The sequence below is a fragment of the Arthrobacter sp. AB6 genome, from assembly GCF_031844545.1.
Taxonomy (GTDB): Bacteria; Actinomycetota; Actinomycetes; order Actinomycetales; family Micrococcaceae; genus Arthrobacter.
In genome coordinates this window covers 66,023-84,787 of record NZ_JAUZVL010000016.1, presented here as the reverse complement: position 1 = coordinate 84,787, position 18,765 = coordinate 66,023, and the positions used below count along the sequence as shown (strand labels likewise).

At 65.9% G+C, this 18,765-nt stretch carries 18 protein-coding genes; 3 read left to right on the top strand and 15 right to left on the bottom strand.

The genetic code is table 11. The features are described 5' to 3' along the window. Positions 1-52: 52 nt before the first annotated feature. Together map and ppgK are read left to right on the top strand one after the other, a co-directional pair. The gene (gene map / locus Q9R30_RS13370; RefSeq protein ID WP_104997521.1) at positions 53-931 is read left to right on the top strand and encodes a type I methionyl aminopeptidase; all 879 of its coding nucleotides are present in this window, start codon (positions 53-55) and stop codon (positions 929-931) included. 129 nt (positions 932-1,060) lie between these two features. After that, entirely contained in the window at positions 1,061-1,864 is an 804-nt protein-coding gene (gene ppgK / locus Q9R30_RS13365; protein WP_157238499.1) for a polyphosphate--glucose phosphotransferase, read from the top strand. Between the two features lie 215 nt (positions 1,865-2,079). Here ppgK and nrdR read toward each other — a convergent pair whose 3' ends face one another. From nrdR to Q9R30_RS13350, 3 genes are all read right to left on the bottom strand, one after another. Continuing rightward, positions 2,080-2,583, bottom strand: a complete 504-nt coding sequence (nrdR, locus tag Q9R30_RS13360; RefSeq protein WP_311217845.1) for a transcriptional regulator NrdR — start codon at positions 2,581-2,583, stop codon at positions 2,080-2,082. A 138-nt stretch (positions 2,584-2,721) separates the two neighbouring features. After that, positions 2,722-4,089 carry a histidinol dehydrogenase gene (gene hisD / locus Q9R30_RS13355; RefSeq protein ID WP_311217844.1) on the bottom strand — a complete coding sequence of 456 codons (1,368 nt, stop codon included), beginning with the start codon at positions 4,087-4,089 and terminating at the stop codon, positions 2,722-2,724. Positions 4,090-4,093: 4 nt separating this feature from the next. Beyond that, complete coding sequence (locus Q9R30_RS13350) at positions 4,094-4,630, bottom strand: hypothetical protein (RefSeq protein ID WP_311217843.1); 537 nt, start codon at positions 4,628-4,630, stop codon at positions 4,094-4,096. A 177-nt stretch (positions 4,631-4,807) separates the two neighbouring features. Here Q9R30_RS13350 and Q9R30_RS13345 point away from each other — a divergent pair, with 177 nt between their 5' ends. Beyond that, entirely contained in the window at positions 4,808-5,266 is a 459-nt protein-coding gene (locus tag Q9R30_RS13345; protein WP_104999690.1) for a flavin reductase family protein, read from the top strand. Positions 5,267-5,370: 104 nt separating this feature from the next. On the opposite strand, the gene dnaE is transcribed toward Q9R30_RS13345, so the two are convergent. The 12 genes from dnaE to murG form a co-directional block, all read right to left on the bottom strand. Then, entirely contained in the window at positions 5,371-8,928 is a 3,558-nt protein-coding gene (dnaE, locus tag Q9R30_RS13340; RefSeq protein WP_104997517.1) for a DNA polymerase III subunit alpha, read from the bottom strand. A gap of 36 nt (positions 8,929-8,964) precedes the next feature. Beyond that, positions 8,965-9,891, bottom strand: coding sequence for an RluA family pseudouridine synthase (locus Q9R30_RS13335; RefSeq protein ID WP_104999689.1), 927 nt, complete (start codon positions 9,889-9,891; stop codon positions 8,965-8,967). A 4-nt stretch (positions 9,892-9,895) separates the two neighbouring features. Next, entirely contained in the window at positions 9,896-10,468 is a 573-nt protein-coding gene (lspA, locus tag Q9R30_RS13330) for a signal peptidase II (RefSeq protein WP_311217842.1), read from the bottom strand. 91 nt (positions 10,469-10,559) lie between these two features. Beyond that, positions 10,560-11,252 (bottom strand): DivIVA domain-containing protein, encoded by a 693-nt coding sequence (locus Q9R30_RS13325; protein ID WP_104997515.1) that lies wholly within the window; start codon positions 11,250-11,252, stop codon positions 10,560-10,562. Positions 11,253-11,429: 177 nt separating this feature from the next. Next, positions 11,430-11,717, bottom strand: a complete 288-nt coding sequence (locus tag Q9R30_RS13320) for a YggT family protein (RefSeq protein ID WP_104997514.1) — start codon at positions 11,715-11,717, stop codon at positions 11,430-11,432. A gap of 120 nt (positions 11,718-11,837) precedes the next feature. Beyond that, on the bottom strand, positions 11,838-12,368 hold the full coding sequence (locus tag Q9R30_RS13315) for a cell division protein SepF (protein ID WP_104997513.1): 531 nt from the start codon (positions 12,366-12,368) through the stop codon (positions 11,838-11,840). A 90-nt stretch (positions 12,369-12,458) separates the two neighbouring features. Continuing rightward, a complete protein-coding gene (locus tag Q9R30_RS13310) occupies positions 12,459-13,229 on the bottom strand; it encodes a YggS family pyridoxal phosphate-dependent enzyme (RefSeq protein WP_104997512.1) in 771 nt (256 codons plus the stop codon). Beyond that, positions 13,222-13,911: a polyphenol oxidase family protein gene (locus Q9R30_RS13305; protein WP_104997511.1), complete on the bottom strand. Its 690-nt coding sequence runs from the start codon at positions 13,909-13,911 to the stop codon at positions 13,222-13,224. Before Q9R30_RS13305 ends, Q9R30_RS13310 begins: the two co-directional genes overlap by 8 nt. A gap of 8 nt (positions 13,912-13,919) precedes the next feature. Further along, a complete protein-coding gene (gene ftsZ, locus Q9R30_RS13300) occupies positions 13,920-15,158 on the bottom strand; it encodes a cell division protein FtsZ (RefSeq protein ID WP_104997510.1) in 1,239 nt (412 codons plus the stop codon). 183 nt (positions 15,159-15,341) lie between these two features. Further along, positions 15,342-16,295: a cell division protein FtsQ/DivIB gene (locus tag Q9R30_RS13295; RefSeq protein ID WP_311217841.1), complete on the bottom strand. Its 954-nt coding sequence runs from the start codon at positions 16,293-16,295 to the stop codon at positions 15,342-15,344. Next, complete coding sequence (gene murC / locus Q9R30_RS13290; protein WP_311217840.1) at positions 16,288-17,664, bottom strand: UDP-N-acetylmuramate--L-alanine ligase; 1,377 nt, start codon at positions 17,662-17,664, stop codon at positions 16,288-16,290. The genes Q9R30_RS13295 and murC overlap by 8 nt, the downstream gene beginning before the upstream one ends. Then, positions 17,661-18,761, bottom strand: a complete 1,101-nt coding sequence (murG, locus tag Q9R30_RS13285) for an undecaprenyldiphospho-muramoylpentapeptide beta-N-acetylglucosaminyltransferase (RefSeq protein ID WP_311217839.1) — start codon at positions 18,759-18,761, stop codon at positions 17,661-17,663. The genes murC and murG overlap by 4 nt, the downstream gene beginning before the upstream one ends. Positions 18,762-18,765 lie beyond the last annotated feature (4 nt).

The following is an 18,765-nucleotide window of genomic DNA, read 5'->3' as shown; positions in this document are numbered from 1 at the left end:
CCGCGCGGCTTCCGGTTGTTAGGCGTTCTGCAGTGCCTTATATGATCAATCTATGCCTTCCCTTGCCTCGACTGCACCCATCGGCACCCTCACTCCGGGAACCATAGGTCCGCAGCGTCCCGTCCCGGCGTCCATCCCCCGGCCGGAGTACGTGGGCAAGCCTGCCCCGGCAAAGTTCACCGGCTCCGAGGTCAAATCTCCCGAAACAATCGAAAAGATCCGGATCGCTTCGAAGATCGCCGCCCAGGCCATCGTGGAAGTCGGCAAACACATCCGGCCGGGCGTCACCACGGACCAGCTGGACAAGGTGGGCCATGAGTTCCTCCTTGACCACCACGCCTACCCTTCCACCCTGGGCTACCGGGGCTTCCCGAAGTCACTGTGCTCGTCCCTGAACGAGGTCATTTGCCACGGCATTCCGGACAGCACCGTGGTCCAGGACGGCGATATCCTCAACATCGATATCACCGCCTTCATCAACGGTGTCCACGGAGACACCAACTACACCTTCCTGGTGGGCGATGTGGACGAGGAATCCCGGCTGCTGGTGGAACGGACACGGGAGTCTCTGAACCGGGCCATCAAGGCAGTGGCCCCGGGCCGGGAAATCAACGTGATCGGCCGCGCCATCCAGTCCTACGCCAAGCGCTTCGGCTACGGTGTTGTGCGGGATTTCACCGGCCACGGCGTGGGCGAAGCCTTCCACACAGGGCTCATCATTCCGCACTACGACGCCGCTCCGGCCTACAACACCGTGATCGAGGCAGGCATGGTCTTCACCATCGAGCCGATGCTGACGCTCGGCACCGTGGAGTGGGACATGTGGGCGGATGACTGGACAGTGGTCACGAAGGACCGGAAGCGCACTGCCCAGTTCGAGCACACCCTGCTGGTGACGGACTCCGGCGCCGAAATCCTGACCCTGCCGTAGCCTGTTCACCTGGTCTCCGGCCTGATGTACTGATCGCTGCACCCCCTTCCCGGTTCCTTACCGGACACCAATCCCGGCGGCTTTCCGGCCGCTCCTACCCTGCCCGCCTCTGCCACGAACGGATACCCATTGGCCAAGAATGACGAAAAGTCGAACAAGAACGCCCCCCTGATCGGCATCGACATCGGAGGCACTGGAATCAAGGGCGGCATCGTCGACCTGAAGAAGGGCAAGCTGCTGGGTGAACGGTTCCGGGTTCCCACGCCCCAGCCGGCTACCCCGGAATCCGTTGCCGAGGCAGTGGCGCTGGTGGTTTCCGAGCTTTCTGCCCGGCCCGAGGCCCCGGCCGCCGGCTCGCCCGTGGGCGTGACCTTCCCCGGCATCATCCAGCATGGGGTGGTCCACTCCGCTGCCAACGTGGACAAGAGCTGGCTCAACACGGACATCGACGCGCTCCTGACGGCCCGCCTGGGCCGGCCGGTGGAAGTCATCAACGACGCCGACGCCGCAGGGCTGGCGGAAGCCCGCTACGGCGCCGGGGCCGGCGTCAAGGGCACCGTCCTGGTGATCACCCTGGGCACGGGAATCGGCTCCGCCTTCATCTTCGATGGCAAGCTGGTTCCCAACGCTGAACTGGGACACCTGGAAATCGACGGCCACGACGCCGAATCGAAAGCCTCGGCCGTGGCACGGGAACGCGACGGGCTGTCCTGGGACGAATACAGCGTCCTGCTGCAGCGCTACTTCTCCCACGTCGAATTCCTGTTCTCGCCCGAACTGTTCATTGTGGGCGGCGGCATCTCCAAGCGTGCCGACGAGTACCTGCCCAACCTTCGGCTCCGTACCCCCATCGTGCCGGCGGTCCTTCGCAACGAGGCCGGCATCGTAGGGGCCGCCATCGAAATCGCCCTGAAGCACAAGCTCGCCAAGTAGCAAATTGCCGTGCCGCCGCCCGGCAGTTGGCGGCGGCACGGATCAGTTTTTCGGCGAAGGCGCCGTAAGGGCCGAACCAGGCGTCGACGGTGAACTCATCGCACCGCCAGAAGATGCGGGCGCCAGGTGATGCGGCCGTCAAGATTTTTTGTTGGGCATGCTGGTGCCGGTGCCGGTGGCGGCTGCGGCTTCCCCTCCGCTGCCGCCACCGGAGTCTATAAGGGGCTCTTCTCGGAGCTTTTCGCGCCCTTTGCGGTAATACCCGGGGCGCTTTCTTCTTCCTGCCGGAGCAGGGCGATCGCGGTTTCGAAGTCCTCAAGGGATTCAAAAGCCTGGTAGACGCTGGCAAACCGCAGGTAGGCGACCTTGTCAAGCTTCTGCAGCGGACCGAGGATGACCAGGCCCACCTCGTGGGCGTCGATCTCGGCCGCACCGGAGGAACGGATCTGCTCCTCGACTTCCTGCGCCAGCAGCGCGAGGTCGTCTTCGCTGACGGGCCGTCCCTGGCAGGCCTTGCGCACCCCGTTGATCACCTTGCTGCGGCTGAAGGGCTCCCCCACGCCAGACCGCTTAATCACGGAAAGGCTGGTGGTTTCCACAGTGGTGAATCTTCGGCCGCATTCCGGGCACTGGCGGCGCCGGCGAATGGCCGAACCGTCATCGGCCATGCGGCTGTCCACCACCCGGGAATCCGGGTTGCGGCAGAACGGACAGTACATGGTGCCACCCTCCTTCCCGGGCGCCGGTGCCGGCGCAACTTCAGCGCCTCCCATTTTATGTCCTGGGGACCCGTAATAACAAGCGTGTAATACTACATGTTGTGGTCGCGGCTACTAGATGTTGCTACCTGCGGGTTCTCAGGCGAACCTGGCCGTCACCGCTTCCCCGTGCGCGGGAAGGTCCTCCGCACCGGACAGGCTGACGATGTGTCCGCTGACCTCGGCCAGTGCGTCACGGCTGTAGTTGACCACCTGGATGGCCCGCAGGAACGTGGTGACGTTCAGGCCGGACGAAAAAGCTGCGGTGCCGCTGGTGGGCAGGACGTGGTTGGATCCCGCGCAGTAGTCCCCCAGGCTGACGGGGCTGTAGTCGCCCACAAAGATGGCGCCGGCGTTCCGGATCCTGGCGGCGACGCCCGCGGCGTCCCGGGTCATTATCTCCAGGTGTTCGGCCGCGTAGGCGTCGCAGGCGGCAATGCCCTGGTCCAGGTTGTCCACCAGGACAACCCCGGACTGCGGGCCGGACAGCGCTTCAAGGACACGCACCGAGTGCCTGGTTGCCGCCGCCTGGCGGCCGAGTTCGGCGCGGACCGCCGCGGCAAGGTCCTCGGAATCGGTGATCAGCACCGAGGCCGCCTTGGGGTCGTGCTCAGCCTGGCTGATGAGGTCGGCGGCCACGAGGGCCGGTTGGGCGGTAGCGTCTGCCAGGATCGCGATCTCCGTGGTGCCGGCCTCCGAATCGATCCCCACGACGCCCTTGACCAGGCGCTTGGCGGTGGCAACGAAAATGTTGCCGGGCCCGGTCACCACGTCCACCGGCTCCAGTGCAGGGCCGGCATCCGTTCCCTCAACACCGTAGGCGAACGCGGCGATCGCCTGGGCGCCGCCGATGGCATACACCTCGGTGATTCCCAGCAGTGCGGCGGCGGCCAGGATGGTGGGGTGCGGCAGTCCCGCGAACTCCTTCTGGGGAGGCGAGGCCAGGGCAATCGAGCGCACGCCCGCAGCGAGGGCCGGAACAACGTTCATGATCACGGATGACGGATAGACGGCGAGGCCGCCGGGGACGTAGAGTCCCACCCTTGCCACCGGCACCCAGTTCTGGGCCACCACGGCCCCGTCGCCGAGCCGGACCTCGATGTTGCGGGGACGCTGGCCGTCGGCGAAGCGCCGCGCGCGGCTGATGGACTCCTCGAGCGCGCTGCGGACGGACGGCTCGAGCTCCTCGAGCGCCGCGGCCAGGGCCTCCTGCGGAACCAGCGGGTGGCGCTGCTGCACGCCGTCGAAGCGAAGGGCCAGTTCTCCCAGCGCTCCGAAGCCGCCCCGCCGGACGGCCGCAATGATGTCCAGGACCTTTTCTTCAGCGTCCGCCACGGTCTGGCCCTGGGCGCGCGGGACAGCGGCGCGCAAGCCGGCGAGGGTCAGGCTTTGGCCGCGCAGGTCAACGGTGCGGAAGTTTACGACGGCGGCGGCTGGGCTGGCGGAATTCTCCGAAGAAATGGTCACTGGTTTATTTTACGGGCCCTGCCGCAGCGTGCCGCGACTGGTGCGTGCCGTCGTCGGACTTCCTGCCCAGGAGGTTATGAAGCTCCAGTGCGAAAACCGACACGGCCGTGGCGGCGGGCCACAGGAGCAGCACCGGCCAGGCGCGCAGCGAAAAGGCGATGCTGGCGTTCGCCGAGGCATCCACGTCGGGCGCCCATAACTGCGCGCTGAGGAGCCCCGCCTGCCAGGCGACCACTGCGCCGCACAGGGCACCAGCCAGGCCCATCAGGAGGTCAGCCTGCGGATCCGCGCGCTTCCGGTCCGCCAGGAAAACGGCCAGGAGGCACCCGGCAAGGACCAGCAGGCCGGCCAGCGTCAGGTCCCGCGGAAGCCAGACCTCCGGATTGGTGCCGCTGGAGAGGGCCGGATCCCGGGTGACCAGGTTGAGGCCACCGGGAGCCAGGAGCCACCACAGGATGCCCAGCGGGAGACCCGCCGCAGCAGGGACCGCGAACATCGCCCAGGACAGCCGCGGGCGCGTGCGGAGGGTGGCTTTCGTCATGCAACAAACCTTAACAAATGTTCCGGCGGGTTAACCGCCGTACGCGGACTTCAAGGGATTCTCCACCGGTGCGGGGGACCAATACCCTTGAAGCAGAACATACATAACCAGCCATCCAGCCCACCAGGAGTTTCCGTGACAGCAGCTGACGTTCCGTTCGAGCGGACGTTCAAGGAGATGTTCCGGCGCCATGCCGCCGGCGTCGCCATCATCACGGTGAACTACCAGGACCAGCCCTACGGTTTCACCGCCACCTCGGTTGCCTCGCTTTCCGCCCAGCCCCCGCGCTTCACCTTCAACATGGCCCGCAGCTCACGGTCGTGGCCGGCCGTGGCAAACACCACCTACCTGGGGGTCCATATGCTGGGCCTGGAGAACCAGCAGCTCGCTGACCGGTTTGCGGGTGCCGGCAACCGTTTCGAGGGTGACCACTGGGAGGTGGGCCCGCACGGCGTGCCGGTGCTCAAAGGCGTAGCCGGTTGGCTCATTGGCGAAGTGCAGATGCGCCTGTCCTTCGAAAACAACGCCGTTGTGGTGGTCCAGGTGGTGGACGGGCAGGTAGGCGGCGACGGCTCTCCCCTGCTGTACCACGGCGGGGCGTACGGCCAGCCGGTCCCGCTGGACTACGAGATCTGACGCACTCGCCGCGGACAATGGGCGGCCTGGCGACGGCGGCACTTGCCGCCGTCGTCCGTCCCCCTGTCAGGCGTCCAGGGCCTCGTCAGGCGTCGAGGGCCTCGTCAGGCGTCGAGGCAGGCGGGTCCGAGAAGCACTTTCAGGTCGCCGAACAGGGACGGGCTGGGGTTCACGCGCAGGTGGACCGGCAGGCCCATGATCTCCGTCCGGGTATCCCCCTGCAGGTGCAGCCGAACTTCTGAGTTCCCGCGGTGGGTACGGAGGACGTCGCCAAGTTCGGTGACTACCGCTTCCGTGGCCTTGTAGGTGGGCATGGTGATCACCAGCGGGCCGTTGAGCCCCTCGCTGAGGTCCGGAACGGACAGTTCCATGCAGTTGAGGGTAATGGCGCCGTCGTCGCGCTTTTGCAGGCGTCCCTTGACCACCACGATCAGGTCCTCGGCGAGGACAGAGGCGATGGGGCCATAGACCTGGCCGAAGAACATGACTTCCATGGAGCCGCCCAGGTCCTCCACTTCGGCCCTGGCGTAGGCGTTGCCGCTGGCCTTGGCGATGCGCCTGCTCAGCGAGGTGATCATGCCGGCGATGGTGATGATCGCGCCGTCCTGCGGTCCGTCTTCGCCGAGGACTGAGGTAATGCTCATCTCCGCATGCTGGCTCAGCAGCCCTTCGAGGCCCTGCAGGGGGTGGTCCGAGACGTACAGCCCCAGCATGTCCCGTTCGAAGGAGAGTTTGTCCTTCTTCTCCCATTCCGGCAGGTCCGGGATCTCGATGCTCAGGGATGACTCGGATTCGGCTGCGTCGAACCCTGCGAAGAGGTCGAACTGTCCGATCGCTTCGTTCCGCTTGAGCGTGATGACGGAGTCGATGGCCTCTTCGTGGATCATGGCCAGGGCCCGGCGGTGGTGGCCCAATGAGTCGAAGGCCCCGGACTTGATCAGCGATTCGATGGTCCGCTTGTTGCAGACCACGGCGGGGACCTTCATCAGGTAGTCCTTGAAGGACGTGAAGGCGCCCTCGCTTTCGCGGGCGGCCACCATGGCCTCCACCACGTTGACGCCGACGTTGCGGATGGCGCCCATGCCGAAGCGGATGTCGTTGCCCACCGGGGTGAAGTTCAGGGCGGACTCGTTCACGTCCGGCGGCAGCACGGTGATGCCCATGCGCCGGCATTCGTTGAGGTAGATCGCCGACTTGTCCTTGTCATCACCCACCGAGGTCAGCAGGGCGGCCATGTACTCCGGCGCGTAGTGGGCCTTGAGGTAGGCGGTCCAGTAGGAGATGACGCCGTAGGCGGCGGAGTGTGCCTTGTTGAAGGCGTAGTCGGAGAAGGGAAGCAGGATGTCCCAGAGGGTCTTCACGGCTTCCATGGAGTAGCCGTTGTCCTGCATGCCCTGGGAGAAGCCGGCGAACTGCTTGTCGAGTTCCGATTTCTTCTTCTTGCCCATGGCGCGGCGGAGGATGTCTGCCTGGCCCAGCGAGTAGCCGGCCAGCTTCTGGGCCACCGCCATTACCTGTTCCTGGTACACGATCAGGCCGTACGTTCCGCCCAGGATCTCCGCAAGCGGTTCCTTCAGTTCCGGGTGGATGGGAATGACTTCCTGGATCCCGTTCTTCCGCAGCGCGTAGTCCGTGTGGGCGTTCGCACCCATCGGGCCCGGACGGTACAGGGCGAGCACGGCGGAAATGTCTTCGAAGTTGTCAGGCTTCATCAGCTTGAGCAGGGACCGCATGGGTCCGCCGTCCAGCTGGAAGACGCCCAGGGTGTCGCCGCGGGCCAGCAGCTCGTAGGAAGGGGCGTCGTCGAGTTCCAGGTTTTCCAGGTCCAGGTCGATGCCGCGGTTCATCTTGATGTTTTCCAGGGCGTCGGAAATGATCGTCAGGTTCCGCAGGCCCAGGAAGTCCATCTTGATCAGGCCGAGGCCCTCACACGTGGGGTAGTCGAACTGGGTAATGACCTGGCCGTCCTGGATCCGGCGCATGATGGGAATGACGTCGATGATCGGATCAGAGGACATGATGACGCCTGCTGCATGCACGCCCCACTGCCGCTTCAGGCCCTCAATGCCCAGCGCGGTCTCGAAGACTTTCGCAGCTTCGGGGTCGGTGCTGATGAGCTGGCGGAAGTCGCCCGCTTCGCCATAGCGCTTGGCCTCCGGGTTTTGGATGTCGGCCAGCGGGATGTCCTTGGCCATCACCGCCGGAGGCAGTGCCTTGGTGAGCGTCTCACCCATGCTGAACGGGTAGCCCAGCACGCGCGAGGAGTCCTTCAGCGCCTGCTTGGTCTTGATGGTGCCGTAGGTGACGATCATGGCCACGCGTTCGTCGCCGTACTTCCGGGTCACGTAGTCGATGACTTCGGAGCGGCGCCGGTCATCGAAGTCGACGTCGAAGTCGGGCATGGAGACGCGGTCCGGGTTCAGGAAGCGTTCGAAGATCAGGCCGTGGCGCAGGGGGTCGAGGTCGGTGATGCGCATGGCGTAGGCCACCATGGAGCCGGCGCCGGAACCACGTCCGGGGCCTACCCGGATGCCGTTGTTCTTGGCCCAGTTGATGAAGTCCGCCACCACCAGGAAGTAGCCGGGGAAGCCCATGGAGGTGATGACGCCCAGTTCGTAGTCGGCCTGGGCACGGACGTTGTCGGGGACACCGCCCGGATAACGGTACTCAAGCCCCTTGGCCACTTCCTTGACCAGCCAGGAGGTTTCGTCCTCCCCCGGCGGGCAGGGGAACCGCGGCATGTAGTTGGCCCCGGTGTTGAAGGACACTTCGCAGCGCTCGGCGATCAGGAGGGTGTTATCGCACGCGTCGGGGTGGTCGCGGAACAGTTCCCGCATTTCCTGGGGTGACTTCAGGTAGTAGCCGCTGCCGGAGAAGGCGAAGCGGGACCCGCCGTTGTCGTAGGTGGGTTCCAGGAGGGTGGAACCGGACTGGATGGCCAGCAGGGCCTCGTGGGCCTTGGCATCGTGCTCATGGGTGTAGTGGAGGTCGTTGGTGGCAACCAGGGGGAGGTTCAGCTCCTTGGCGAGCCGCAGCAGGTCCCCGGTGACGCGCCGCTCGATGTCCAACCCGTGGTCCATGAGTTCGCAGAAGTAGTTCTCCGCCCCGAAAATGTCCCGGAACTCCGCAGCGGCCTCCAGCGCCTCGCGGTACTGGCCCAGCCGCAGCCGGGTCTGGATTTCACCGGACGGGCAGCCCGTGGTGGCGATCAGGCCCTCGGAGTAGGTGTTCAGCAGTTCCCGGTCCAGTCGCGGCCATTTGCCGAAGACTGCGTCCAGGGAGGCGATGGAGGATGCCCTGAACAGGTTCCGCATGCCTGCGTTGTTGTAGCTGAGGAGGGTCATGTGGGTGTAGGAGCCACCGCCGGAAATATCGTCCTTGCGCTGGTGTTCCTCACCCCAGCGCACGCGGCTCTTGTCACCGCGTGCTGTTCCGGGAGTCACATAGGCTTCGACGCCGATAATCGGCTTGATCCCTTTGTCCGTGGCCTTCTTCCAGAAGTCGAAGGCCCCGAAGAGGTAGCCGTGGTCGGTGGTGGCGAGGGCAGGCATGCCCAGCCGCTCCGTTTCGTCGAACAGCTCGCCGAGCCTGGCGGCGCCGTCCAGCATCGAGTACTCGGTGTGGTTGTGGAGATGGACAAACGAGTTGTTGCTGGAAGTCACCGCACTATTCTATGCGCCGGGTCCGGCTGGACTGCGTCAGGCCTTCCCGGACTCGAGTATTTCCAGGGCAAACGCGAGGTCCTGCGGGTAGTCGCTGGTGACCCGGACGGGTTCGCCCGACACCGGGTGGTCGAATCCCAGTTCCCGGGCGTGCAACCACTGACGCGTCAGGCCAAGGGTGGCAGCAAGCCGCGGATCGGCACCGTACGTCAGGTCGCCGGCGCAGGGGTGCCGGAGTGCGGAAAAGTGGACGCGGATCTGGTGGGTGCGGCCCGTTTCCAGGTGGACCTCCACCAGGCTGGCTTTGCCAAAGGCTTCCAGCACTTCGTAGTGCGTGACGGAGTGGCGCCCGTCCTCAATCACCGCGAAACGCCAGTCATGCCCCGGGTGCCGGCCGATGGGTGCATCGATGGTTCCCGCCAGCGGATCCGGAAGGCCCTGGACAACGGCGTGGTAGACCTTGTCCACCGTTCGTTCCTTGAAGGCCCGCTTCAGTGCCGTGTAAGCGCGCTCGGACTTTGCCACCACCATGACACCGGACGTTCCGACGTCGAGCCGGTGCACGATGCCCGCCCGCTCCGGCGATCCGGAGGTGGAGATGCGGTAGCCGGCCCCGGCCAGGCCGCCCACTACCGTGGGCCCGACCCACCCGGGCGACGGATGGGCGGCAACGCCCACCGGCTTGTCAACCACGACAAAATCCTCGTCATCCAGCAGGATCTTCAGGCCTTCCACAACTTCCTCCACGACTTCCAGGGGGTCACGCCGTTCCGGCCGGCTGACGTGAAGCACGTCACCCGCAACCAGCTTTGCCGACTTGCCCAGCCTTGTCCCCTTGCTCTGCACATGGCCCTCGGCAAGGAGGGACGCCGCGAGGGAACGCGAGATGCCCAGGAGTCCTGCAAGGCCGGCATCGGCGCGGGTTCCACCGTATTCGTCTGCAACGACAATCCGCTCAGGCATCGTTTCAGGCATCGTCGGCCTTGTCCTTGCGTTCCGCGGTCACCCGGCTGCCATCCAGGGCTATGCCGCGCAGTGTCAGGATGCAGATGATGGCGACGGCGGAAACCACCGCCGAGTCGGCGATGTTGAAGATCGCGAAGTTGGGAAGCTGGATGAAGTCCACCACGTGTCCCATGCCGAAGGACGGTTCACGGAAGAGCCGGTCCGTGAGGTTGCCCAGTGCACCGCCCAGGAGCAGGCCCAGCGCCAGGGACCACCAGAGCGATCCCAGTTTGCGGATCTGTAAGAGGATTGCCACAGCCACCCCGGCCATGATGATGGAGAACACCCACGTGACGTTCTCTCCGATGGAAAACGCAGCGCCGGAGTTCCGGATGAAGTACCAGTGCAGCAGCGGCGGGAGCACAGGGATCCGTTCGCCTTCCACCATGCTGGACGTGACCCACAGCTTGGTGAGCTGGTCCAGGACATAGGCGAAGAGGGCAAACCCTGCGAAGACGGAGAGCAGCACCGTGCGGCCTGGACGCGGGGCAGGTGGGACAGGGCGTGCGGAGTCCGCAGCAAGTTCGTCAGTCATGGTGCTTTCATTCGTAAGACCGGTGTCAATGCCAAAAGCCGGTGGCCGAGGAATCCTCAGCCACCGGCTTTCAGAATACGTGCTTGACGGACTAGTTGGCTTCGCTGACTTCCGGCGTAGCAACGGAACCGCGGGCGTCCAGGTCGCGAAGCTGGCCTTCGATGTAGGCCTTCAGGCGTGAACGGTAGTCGCGTTCGAAGCCGCGGAGCTGCTCAACCTTGCGCTCCAGGACGGAGCGCTGCTGCTCGAGGGCGCCAAGGATCTTGCGGGACTTCTCCTGTGCATCGTTGACCAGGCTGCTGGCTTCGATCTGCGCCTCGGCGATGATCTTGTCCTTCTGGGCCTGGCCCTCGGCGACGTGCCGATCGTGCATCTGCTGGGCCATGGCCAGGAGGCCGGCTGCGGACTCAGCCGAAGGGGTTGCGACGGCGGCAGCGTTGGAGGCTGCGGGGGCTGCGGCGGCAGGAGCGGACGGCTGAACGTCCTTCTTCTTCGCTGCTTCGGCAGCCTTGGCTTCGGCTTCCGCCTTTTCGCGTGCCTCATCCTTGTCGGCCTTGACGGGCGCGGGGACCTTCTCCACAACGGGGGAAGCGGCCGAGCTGGCCGGAACGCTGGATCCGGCTTCGGCGAGCTTCTTGCGAAGTTCGTCGTTCTCCTGGTTCAGGCGGCGGAGCTCAACAACGATCTCGTCCAGGAAGTCATCAACTTCGTCCTGGTCGTAGCCCTCGCGGAACTTGGTCGGCTGAAAGCGCTTGTTGACAACGTCTTCTGGCGTCAAAGCCATCTGGTCACCTCACTGGTCTAGTTAGTCAGTAGGCCTTCCGGCCGTCAAAACTACGGTACCTAAATATGGTCTGGTTACTCTAATTCAACACTGCGGTGTCAAACACGAGTTTTCTTCGCTTCACAGTAGCTGTTCCCGGACGGGTCCACCTGCGCTGCTAGGTCTATTTCGGGTAAATCAGGCAAGTCCCCTGGTGATCCCCATCGCAATGCTGACGGCGATGAAGAGGATCAGGAAACCCAGGTCCAGGGAGATGCCGCCCAAACGCAGGGGCGGTATCAGCCGGCGCAGTACTTTCAGGGGCGGATCGGTGATTGAATACACGGCGTGGGCCGCCACCAGGGCTACTCCCCGCGGACGCCACTCCCGCGCAAACATCTGGACCCAGTCAAAGACGAGCCGGATGATCAGTGCAACAAAGAACAGAAGCAGCGCGAGATAGACAAGTCCGAAAACGATTCCCATGACTTAACTCATATCTCCATGTCCCTATGTGCACCGCGGCGTGCTGCCGGTGTGTCCCGTCTATTTCAGCACAGATGCCAGACAGGTGCCCCTGTCTGGCATCCACGCACCGCCTGGTGCTCAGCTTTGGTTGAAAAAGCTTGCCTGTGTTTCGCTGGCTTTCTTGTCATCGCCGATGACTTCAACGTATGACGGCGACAGCAGGAAGACCTTGTTGGTGACCCGCTCGATGCTCCCGCGGAGTCCAAAAACCAGGCCGGCGGAGAAGTCCACCAGGCGCTTGGCATCGGCCTCGCCCATGTCGGTAACGTTCATGATCACCGGAATGCCGTCCCGGAAGCTTTCGCCGATGAGCTTGGCATCGTTGTAGGAGCGGGGATGGATCGTGGTGATCTGGCGAAGTCCGCTGGTTTCTTCGCGGCTGGAGGCCGCTCGCTTAATGGGAGTCACTGGGGCGCGGTATTCCTCTTCGGGGGTGTAGGACGCTTCGCGGCTGACCTCGCGGACGGGTGCAGGTGCACGGCGCTCCTCGCGGTCAGCTTCCATCGTTTCGTCCTCATCCTTACGTGTTGACTGGTGCTCGGACTCGTAATGCTCATCGCCGTCGGCGAGCCCAAGATAGATCATTGTCTTGCGCAGAGCGCCGGCCATGGTCGACTCCTAATCGTGTCCCGTATGCGGGCCGCCCAATGACTTGACAGCACTGAAGTCCCCCGCCCATCACTTCCAATAGGACCGACGCTACCCCACTAGGGGACGCGATCCGAGAATATCGGAGCCGATTCGCAGGTGTGTCGCCCCGAAGGCTATGGCGGCTTCAAGGTCCTGGCTCATGCCGGCGGAGATAGCAGTGGCACCGGGATGTTGTTCCACCAGCCGGGCAGAGATCCCGGCGAGCTTCTCGAAGGCGGGCCCGGGCGGGGCACCCAGCGGGGCCACGGCCATCACGCCTGCCAGGCGGAGGCCCTCCCCTGCCGCTATCCGGTCGGCCAGCAGCGGCAGGTCGGACGGGGCGGCGCCGCCCCGGTGGGCACCGGCGTCGTCCTCCAGGCTGACCTGGATGAAGCAGTCCAGCGGTGCCCGGCCCGTGTTGTCCTGCTGGATTCGCACGGCCTTGGCCAGGGCATCCACGAGCTGGGGCCGGTCCACGGAATGGACCGCGGCGGCATAGCGGACCACTGATTTGGCTTTCTTGGTCTGCAGCTGTCCCACAAAATGCCAGATGAGCCCGCAGTCGGCCAGGACTTCGGCTTTCCCGGCAGCCTCCTGGTCGCGGTTTTCACCGACGTCAGTGACGCCCAGGGACGCGAGCCGCCGGATGTCCTCCGCCGGATGAAACTTGGTGACCACTATCAGTGTGGGCAGCCGGTCCCCACGTCCGGCCGCCGCGGCGGCCGCACCGATGCGGGCTCGAACACCTTCCAGCCGGCCGGCCAGCTCTGCGGTGCGTGGATCCCCGGTGAGCGGATCCCGGCGGCCCGCATCGCCGTCGTATGCCGAAGGCTCACCCATGGCACCAGACCAAGCCGGCGAAACGCCCTGTGTTCCTGTCGCGGCGGTATGAATAGAGGGAGTCGGTCTCGAAGGTGCACGGCCCCGCGTATTCCACGTCAACCCCGGCACGCTCCAGCTGGCTACGGGCGCCGGCCGGAAGGTCCAGTGCCGGCGTGCCCCAGGATGTGGTGGATCGCGTCGCGGGCACCAGGGCGGCAACCTCATCCCGAAGTGCCGACGGAACCTCGTAGCAGCTGCCGCAGATGGACGGCCCAAGCCAGGCCTTGATGGCCGAAGCGCCCAAGGACTTCATGCTGTCCACGGCCGAGGGGATGACGCCATTGGCCACGCCTGGCCGCCCTGCATGCACGGCGGCCAGGACGGGACCGTGGGCCGACTCGCCGGCAAGCAGGACAGGAATGCAGTCGGCCACCATCACGGCGAGCGGCAGCCCGCGCGAAACCATGGCGTCGGCTTGCGGAGCCACGCTGGCGCGTTCCATCACGGCAACGGCCGTTCCGTGCACCTGGTCCATGAACCGCAGGCCATCAGGCCCGATGCCCGTGGCAGCCTCCAGCCGTTCACGGCGCCGCCGCACTGCCAGGGGGTCGTCACCCACGTGCAGTGCGAGGTTTCCGGCACCGGTGTCAGTGAATGCCGCCGACACCCCGGGCAGGATCTCGGCGCGCCAATGGAACAAGCCGCGGCCTACTTCAGGAAGTCGGGGACATCCAGGTCATCCGAGTGGCTGCCGGTCAGGTCAGGTTCCACCACGGAGGGAAGGTCCACGTCGAAGCCGGAGTCAGCCGGAACGGAGGACGGGCGCTGCTGCCCCCAGTTACTGAGGCCTGCTGCACCTACCCCTGCGTGGACAGGCTGGACGTGCGACTGGTGGCTGCCGGCGGACGGGGCCTGGGACGGGGCGGGAGCAGCAGCCGGAGCGGCTGGCCGCTGGGGCGCCACCTGGGGCTGGGACTGGTCCATGGAGGGCGAGGTGGCCTTGACGTCGTCGAAGCCGGCAGCGATGACCGTCACCCGGGCCTCGTCACCCAGGGCGTCGTCGATCACGGCACCGAAAATGATGTTTGCCTCTGGGTGGGCAACTTCCTGCACCAGCCGCGCGGCCTCGTTGATCTCGAACAGGCCGAGGTCGGAACCGCCCTGGATGGACAGCAGGACGCCGTGGGCACCGTCGATCGAGGCCTCCAACAGCGGGGACGCGATGGCGAGTTCGGCAGCCTTGACAGCACGGTCTTCGCCGCGCGCGGAGCCGATGCCCATGAGCGCGGAGCCCGCGCCCTGCATAACGGACTTGACGTCCGCGAAGTCGAGGTTGATCAGGCCCGGGGTGGTGATGAGGTCCGTGATCCCCTGGACACCGGAGAGCAGCACCTGGTCGGCCGAGCGGAAGGCGTCCAGGACGGAAACGTTGCGGTCGCTGATGGACAGGAGCCGATCGTTGGGGATGACGATCAGGGTGTCCACTTCATCGCGCAGGGCGTCGATACCGGCTTCGGCGGAACCTGCACGGCGGCGGCCTTCGAACGTGAAGGGGCGCGTGACCACGCCAATGGTCAGAGCGCCAAGGGAGCGGGCGATGCGGGCAACAACGGGAGCGCCGCCGGTACCGGTGCCGCCGCCTTCGCCTGCCGTCACGAAGACCATGTCGGCACCGCGGAGGACTTCCTCGATCTCGTCCGCGTGGTCCTCGGCCGCCTGCTTGCCCACCTCAGGGTTGGCGCCTGCTCCCAGCCCGCGGGTCAGCTCGCGTCCGACGTCGAGCTTCACGTCCGCGTCGCTCATGAGCAGGGCCTGGGCGTCGGTATTGATGGCGATGAATTCAACACCTCGGAGGCCGACCTCGATCATGCGGTTGACTGCGTTCACGCCACCGCCGCCGATGCCGACGACTTTGATGACGGCCAAGTAATTCTGCGGAGCTGCCACGTTACGTGTCCCTTGTTCGTGTCTTATTGCGAAAACTGATGGAGAGCTTGAAGCCTGAAACCTTAACCTTCGAGTTGAAGGTTATAGTTATGTCAAGTAACTCATGTCTGTGACGGTATTTCCTCTGGTTGCCACATTCAATAACCGGCTCCGCGTGTCGGATTAATACCGGAAAATAAAGCGTTAGCGTGTCACCGGGTGCCGGGGAACGCTCACGTCGTAGACCCTGACGGGATTCTTGGGGTCGGCCGGAACCTTCAGGAGTGCGGCCAGCACTTTGGCCTTGAGCTCCTTTTCGCCCGCGTTACCCCAGATGATGGTCTGGCCGTCCACGAGCTTGAGTTCCACCGCGTCCACCGATTGGGCGGAAGCGTTGGACAGCTTCGCGAGCACGTCTGCCGGCAAGGCGCCAAGGACTGCGGCCGTGGCGCGGAAGAGATCCTGGCCGATCGTGCCCGCGCCGCCGTCGATCACAGGCAGCGACACCGAGGCAGGATCTGCCGTGGCAGCCAGCTGTACGCCGTCGACGTCCACCAGCTGGTACTGCTCCCCCTGCTTGACCAGGGCCACCGGTACCCTTTCCCGCACGGCAACAGCGAGGCCGGACGGCGGCCTCGCCTGAGCGGAGACGGACTTGACCTGGACCAGCGGTTCCAGCAGCCGCGCTACCTCTTCGTCGGTTACCTGCGGTAGGGGCTTCCCCTGCAACGGCTCAAGCGCGGCCTGCACCTGGGCCGGCGTCAGCAGTCGCGTGCCGGACACCGAAATGGTGTGGACGGCCAGCACGGGGGAAAAAATGGCCGCCGCCAGCAGCCCCGCCACAATCGCGACGAGGATGCCCGCAGTCGTCAGGATATTCCGCTTCCGCCGCTTCCCTTTCGGTTCAGGGAAAGCCACCACGTTCGCCCCTGCTGCATCGGACGATGCCTGGACCTCCGCCTTGTTCCCGTTGCGCTTGCCGCGGCCGAAACCGCGGGTGCCGGCTTTTCCGGGTTGCCGGGGCTTCTTCGGCTTCTGCAGTTCTTCGGGAGCAGGCTCGGGAACACTCCGGGACGCCGAAATGACGTCGCCTTCGCCGCCGCCGCCTCCGCCGGACCGGCCCGTGGATGTGTAGGTGGGCCGGCGGGTGCTAGCCACGCAGGGCCTCGACGATCTGCGGCCCATACGCGGTGACATCGCCGGCGCCCGCAGTCAACACGATGTCCCCGTCCGCCGCGGCGGCCGCAAGGAGTGCGACGGCGTCCCCGGCCGCCACCAGCCTGCCGCCTTCATCCAGGTGGTCGGCTATGAGTTGGCTGGTGACACCCGGGATGGGATCCTCACGGGCGGGATAAATGTCCAGGACCAAAGCGGTGTCGGCAAGGTTGAGGGCATCGGCGAACTCCTGCGCGAACTCCCGGGTGCGGGAAAACAGGTGCGGCTGGAAGAGGACGTGCACCTTGTGGTCCCCTGCAACGGAGCGGGCTGCGGCGAGGGCAGCGCGGACTTCCGTCGGATGGTGGGCGTAGTCGTCGAAAACCCGCACTCCCCTCGCCTCGCCCTTGAGCTCAAAGCGCCGGGACGCACCGGAAAAGTGCGCAAGGGCGGCGGCCGAAACGCCGGGGTCAACTCCCAGTTCAAGGGCGACGGCGAAGGCGGCCGCCGCGTTCAGCGCGTTGTGCCGCCCTGGCACCTGCAGGTCAAGCGGGTAGCGGCCCGACGGTGTGGAGACGGCTGTGTCGCCGGGACCGCCGTCGTGCAGCACGAGGTCCGCGCCCTCTTTGGTTCCGTAAAGCACCACGCGGGTGGTGCCCCGCTGCCTGGTCCTTTCGGCGAGGGCCAGCGCGCCGGCGTCGTCCGCGCAGGCGACCAGCACCCCGTCGGCGGGCAGCAGCGCGGTGAACCGGTCAAAGGATTCGTACACGGCCTCAGCCGTGCCGTAGTGGTCCAGGTGGTCCGGCTCCACGTTGGTGACGACGGCAATCCGGGGCCGGTAGTTGAGGAAGGATCCATCGGACTCGTCTGCCTCCGCCACGAAGATCCCGGAGCTTCCGTGGGCGGCGTTGACGCCGAGCGCGGGAACGTTGGCGCCGATGGCGAACGAGGGGTCCAGGCCCGCGCCCTGCAGCAGGACGGCGACCATGGAGGTGGTGGTGGACTTGCCGTGGGTTCCCGCCACGGTGACCACCGTGTCATCGCCCATGGTGGAGGCCAGCGCCTGGGAGCGGTGGAGGACCGGCAGGCCCGCTTCCCGGGCGGCAAGGATCTCGGGGTTGTCCGGGCGGATGGCCGAGCCGGCCACAACCGTCTGGGCGTCTCCGAGGTTTGCGGCGGCATATCCCACGGCAATGCGCGCACCGGCTGCCGCGAGGTCGGCCATCACCGGCAGGTCCTTGGCGTCGGAGCCGCTGACCGGAACGCCGCGGGCCACCATGATCCGGGCCACGGCTGACATGCCGACGCCCCCGATGCCCACGAAGTGGACCCTGCCCAGTGATTCAAGGGTAGGGATTTTGGCGTGGTTCATGCTGCCACCGCTTCCAGGATGAGATCAGCCATCCGCTGATCGGCGTTCCGGATGCCAAGCCGGTAGGAACTGGCTGACATTGCGGCAAGCCGTGGCCGGTCCGTGACGAGCGGCACCAGTTCCTGGTCCACCCATTCGGCCGTGAAGTCCCGGTCGTTGACCAGGAGCGCGCCGCCGGCAGCCACCAGTCCGGCGGCGTTGAGGGCCTGCTCACCGTTGCCAATGGGCAGCGGCACCAGGACTGAAGGTACCCCGACGGCGGCTACCTCGCATACCGTGGCCGCACCGGAGCGGGCCAGCAGTACGTCCGCCGCAGCATAGGCAAGCTCCATGCCGTCGATGTATTCCACCTGCCGGTAGCCGTCTGCCGCAAGGGGCTTGCCGGCGGCGTCAAGGACGGTCTTGCCGCGCCCGGTGATGTGCAGGGTCTGGATGCCCGCGCCGGCAAGGCGGTCCACGGCGGCGGCGATGGTCCTGTTGATGCTCTGGGCCCCGGAGGATCCGCCGGTGACGATCAGCGCCGGCTGTGCCGGGTCCAGGCCCAGGGACTCCCGGGCGGCGGTTCGCGCGGCGGCCCTGTCCAGCCCGGAAATCTCGGAACGCATCGGCATTCCCACGTGGGTTGCATGCCGCAGCGGGGTGTTGGCGAAGGCGACGGCGACCCGGTGGGTCATCATGGCACCCACCCGGTTTGCGAGGCCCGGACGGGCATTTGCCTCGTGGATGACAATGGGGATGCGGCGTTTCCGGGCAGCGAGGTACATGGGCGTGCACACGTAGCCGCCGACGCCCACCAGGACGTCCGCGGCCGCACTGTCCAGGATGGCGCCGGCCTGGCGCACGGCACCGGCGAGCCGGCCGGGAAGCCGCACCATGTCGGCTGAAGGTTTCCGTGGGAACGGAACCCTGTCGATGGTGGCCAGCTCCACGCCTGCAGCGGGGACGAGCCTGGTTTCCATCCCGGACGGCGTGCCGACGGCGAGGATGGCAGCTCCGGGGGACGCGCTCCGGAGGGCAGCGGCAATGGCCAGCAGCGGGCTGATGTGCCCGGCGGTGCCGCCGCCTGCCAGGACAATGGAAGGGGTTTTGGAGGTCATGGAG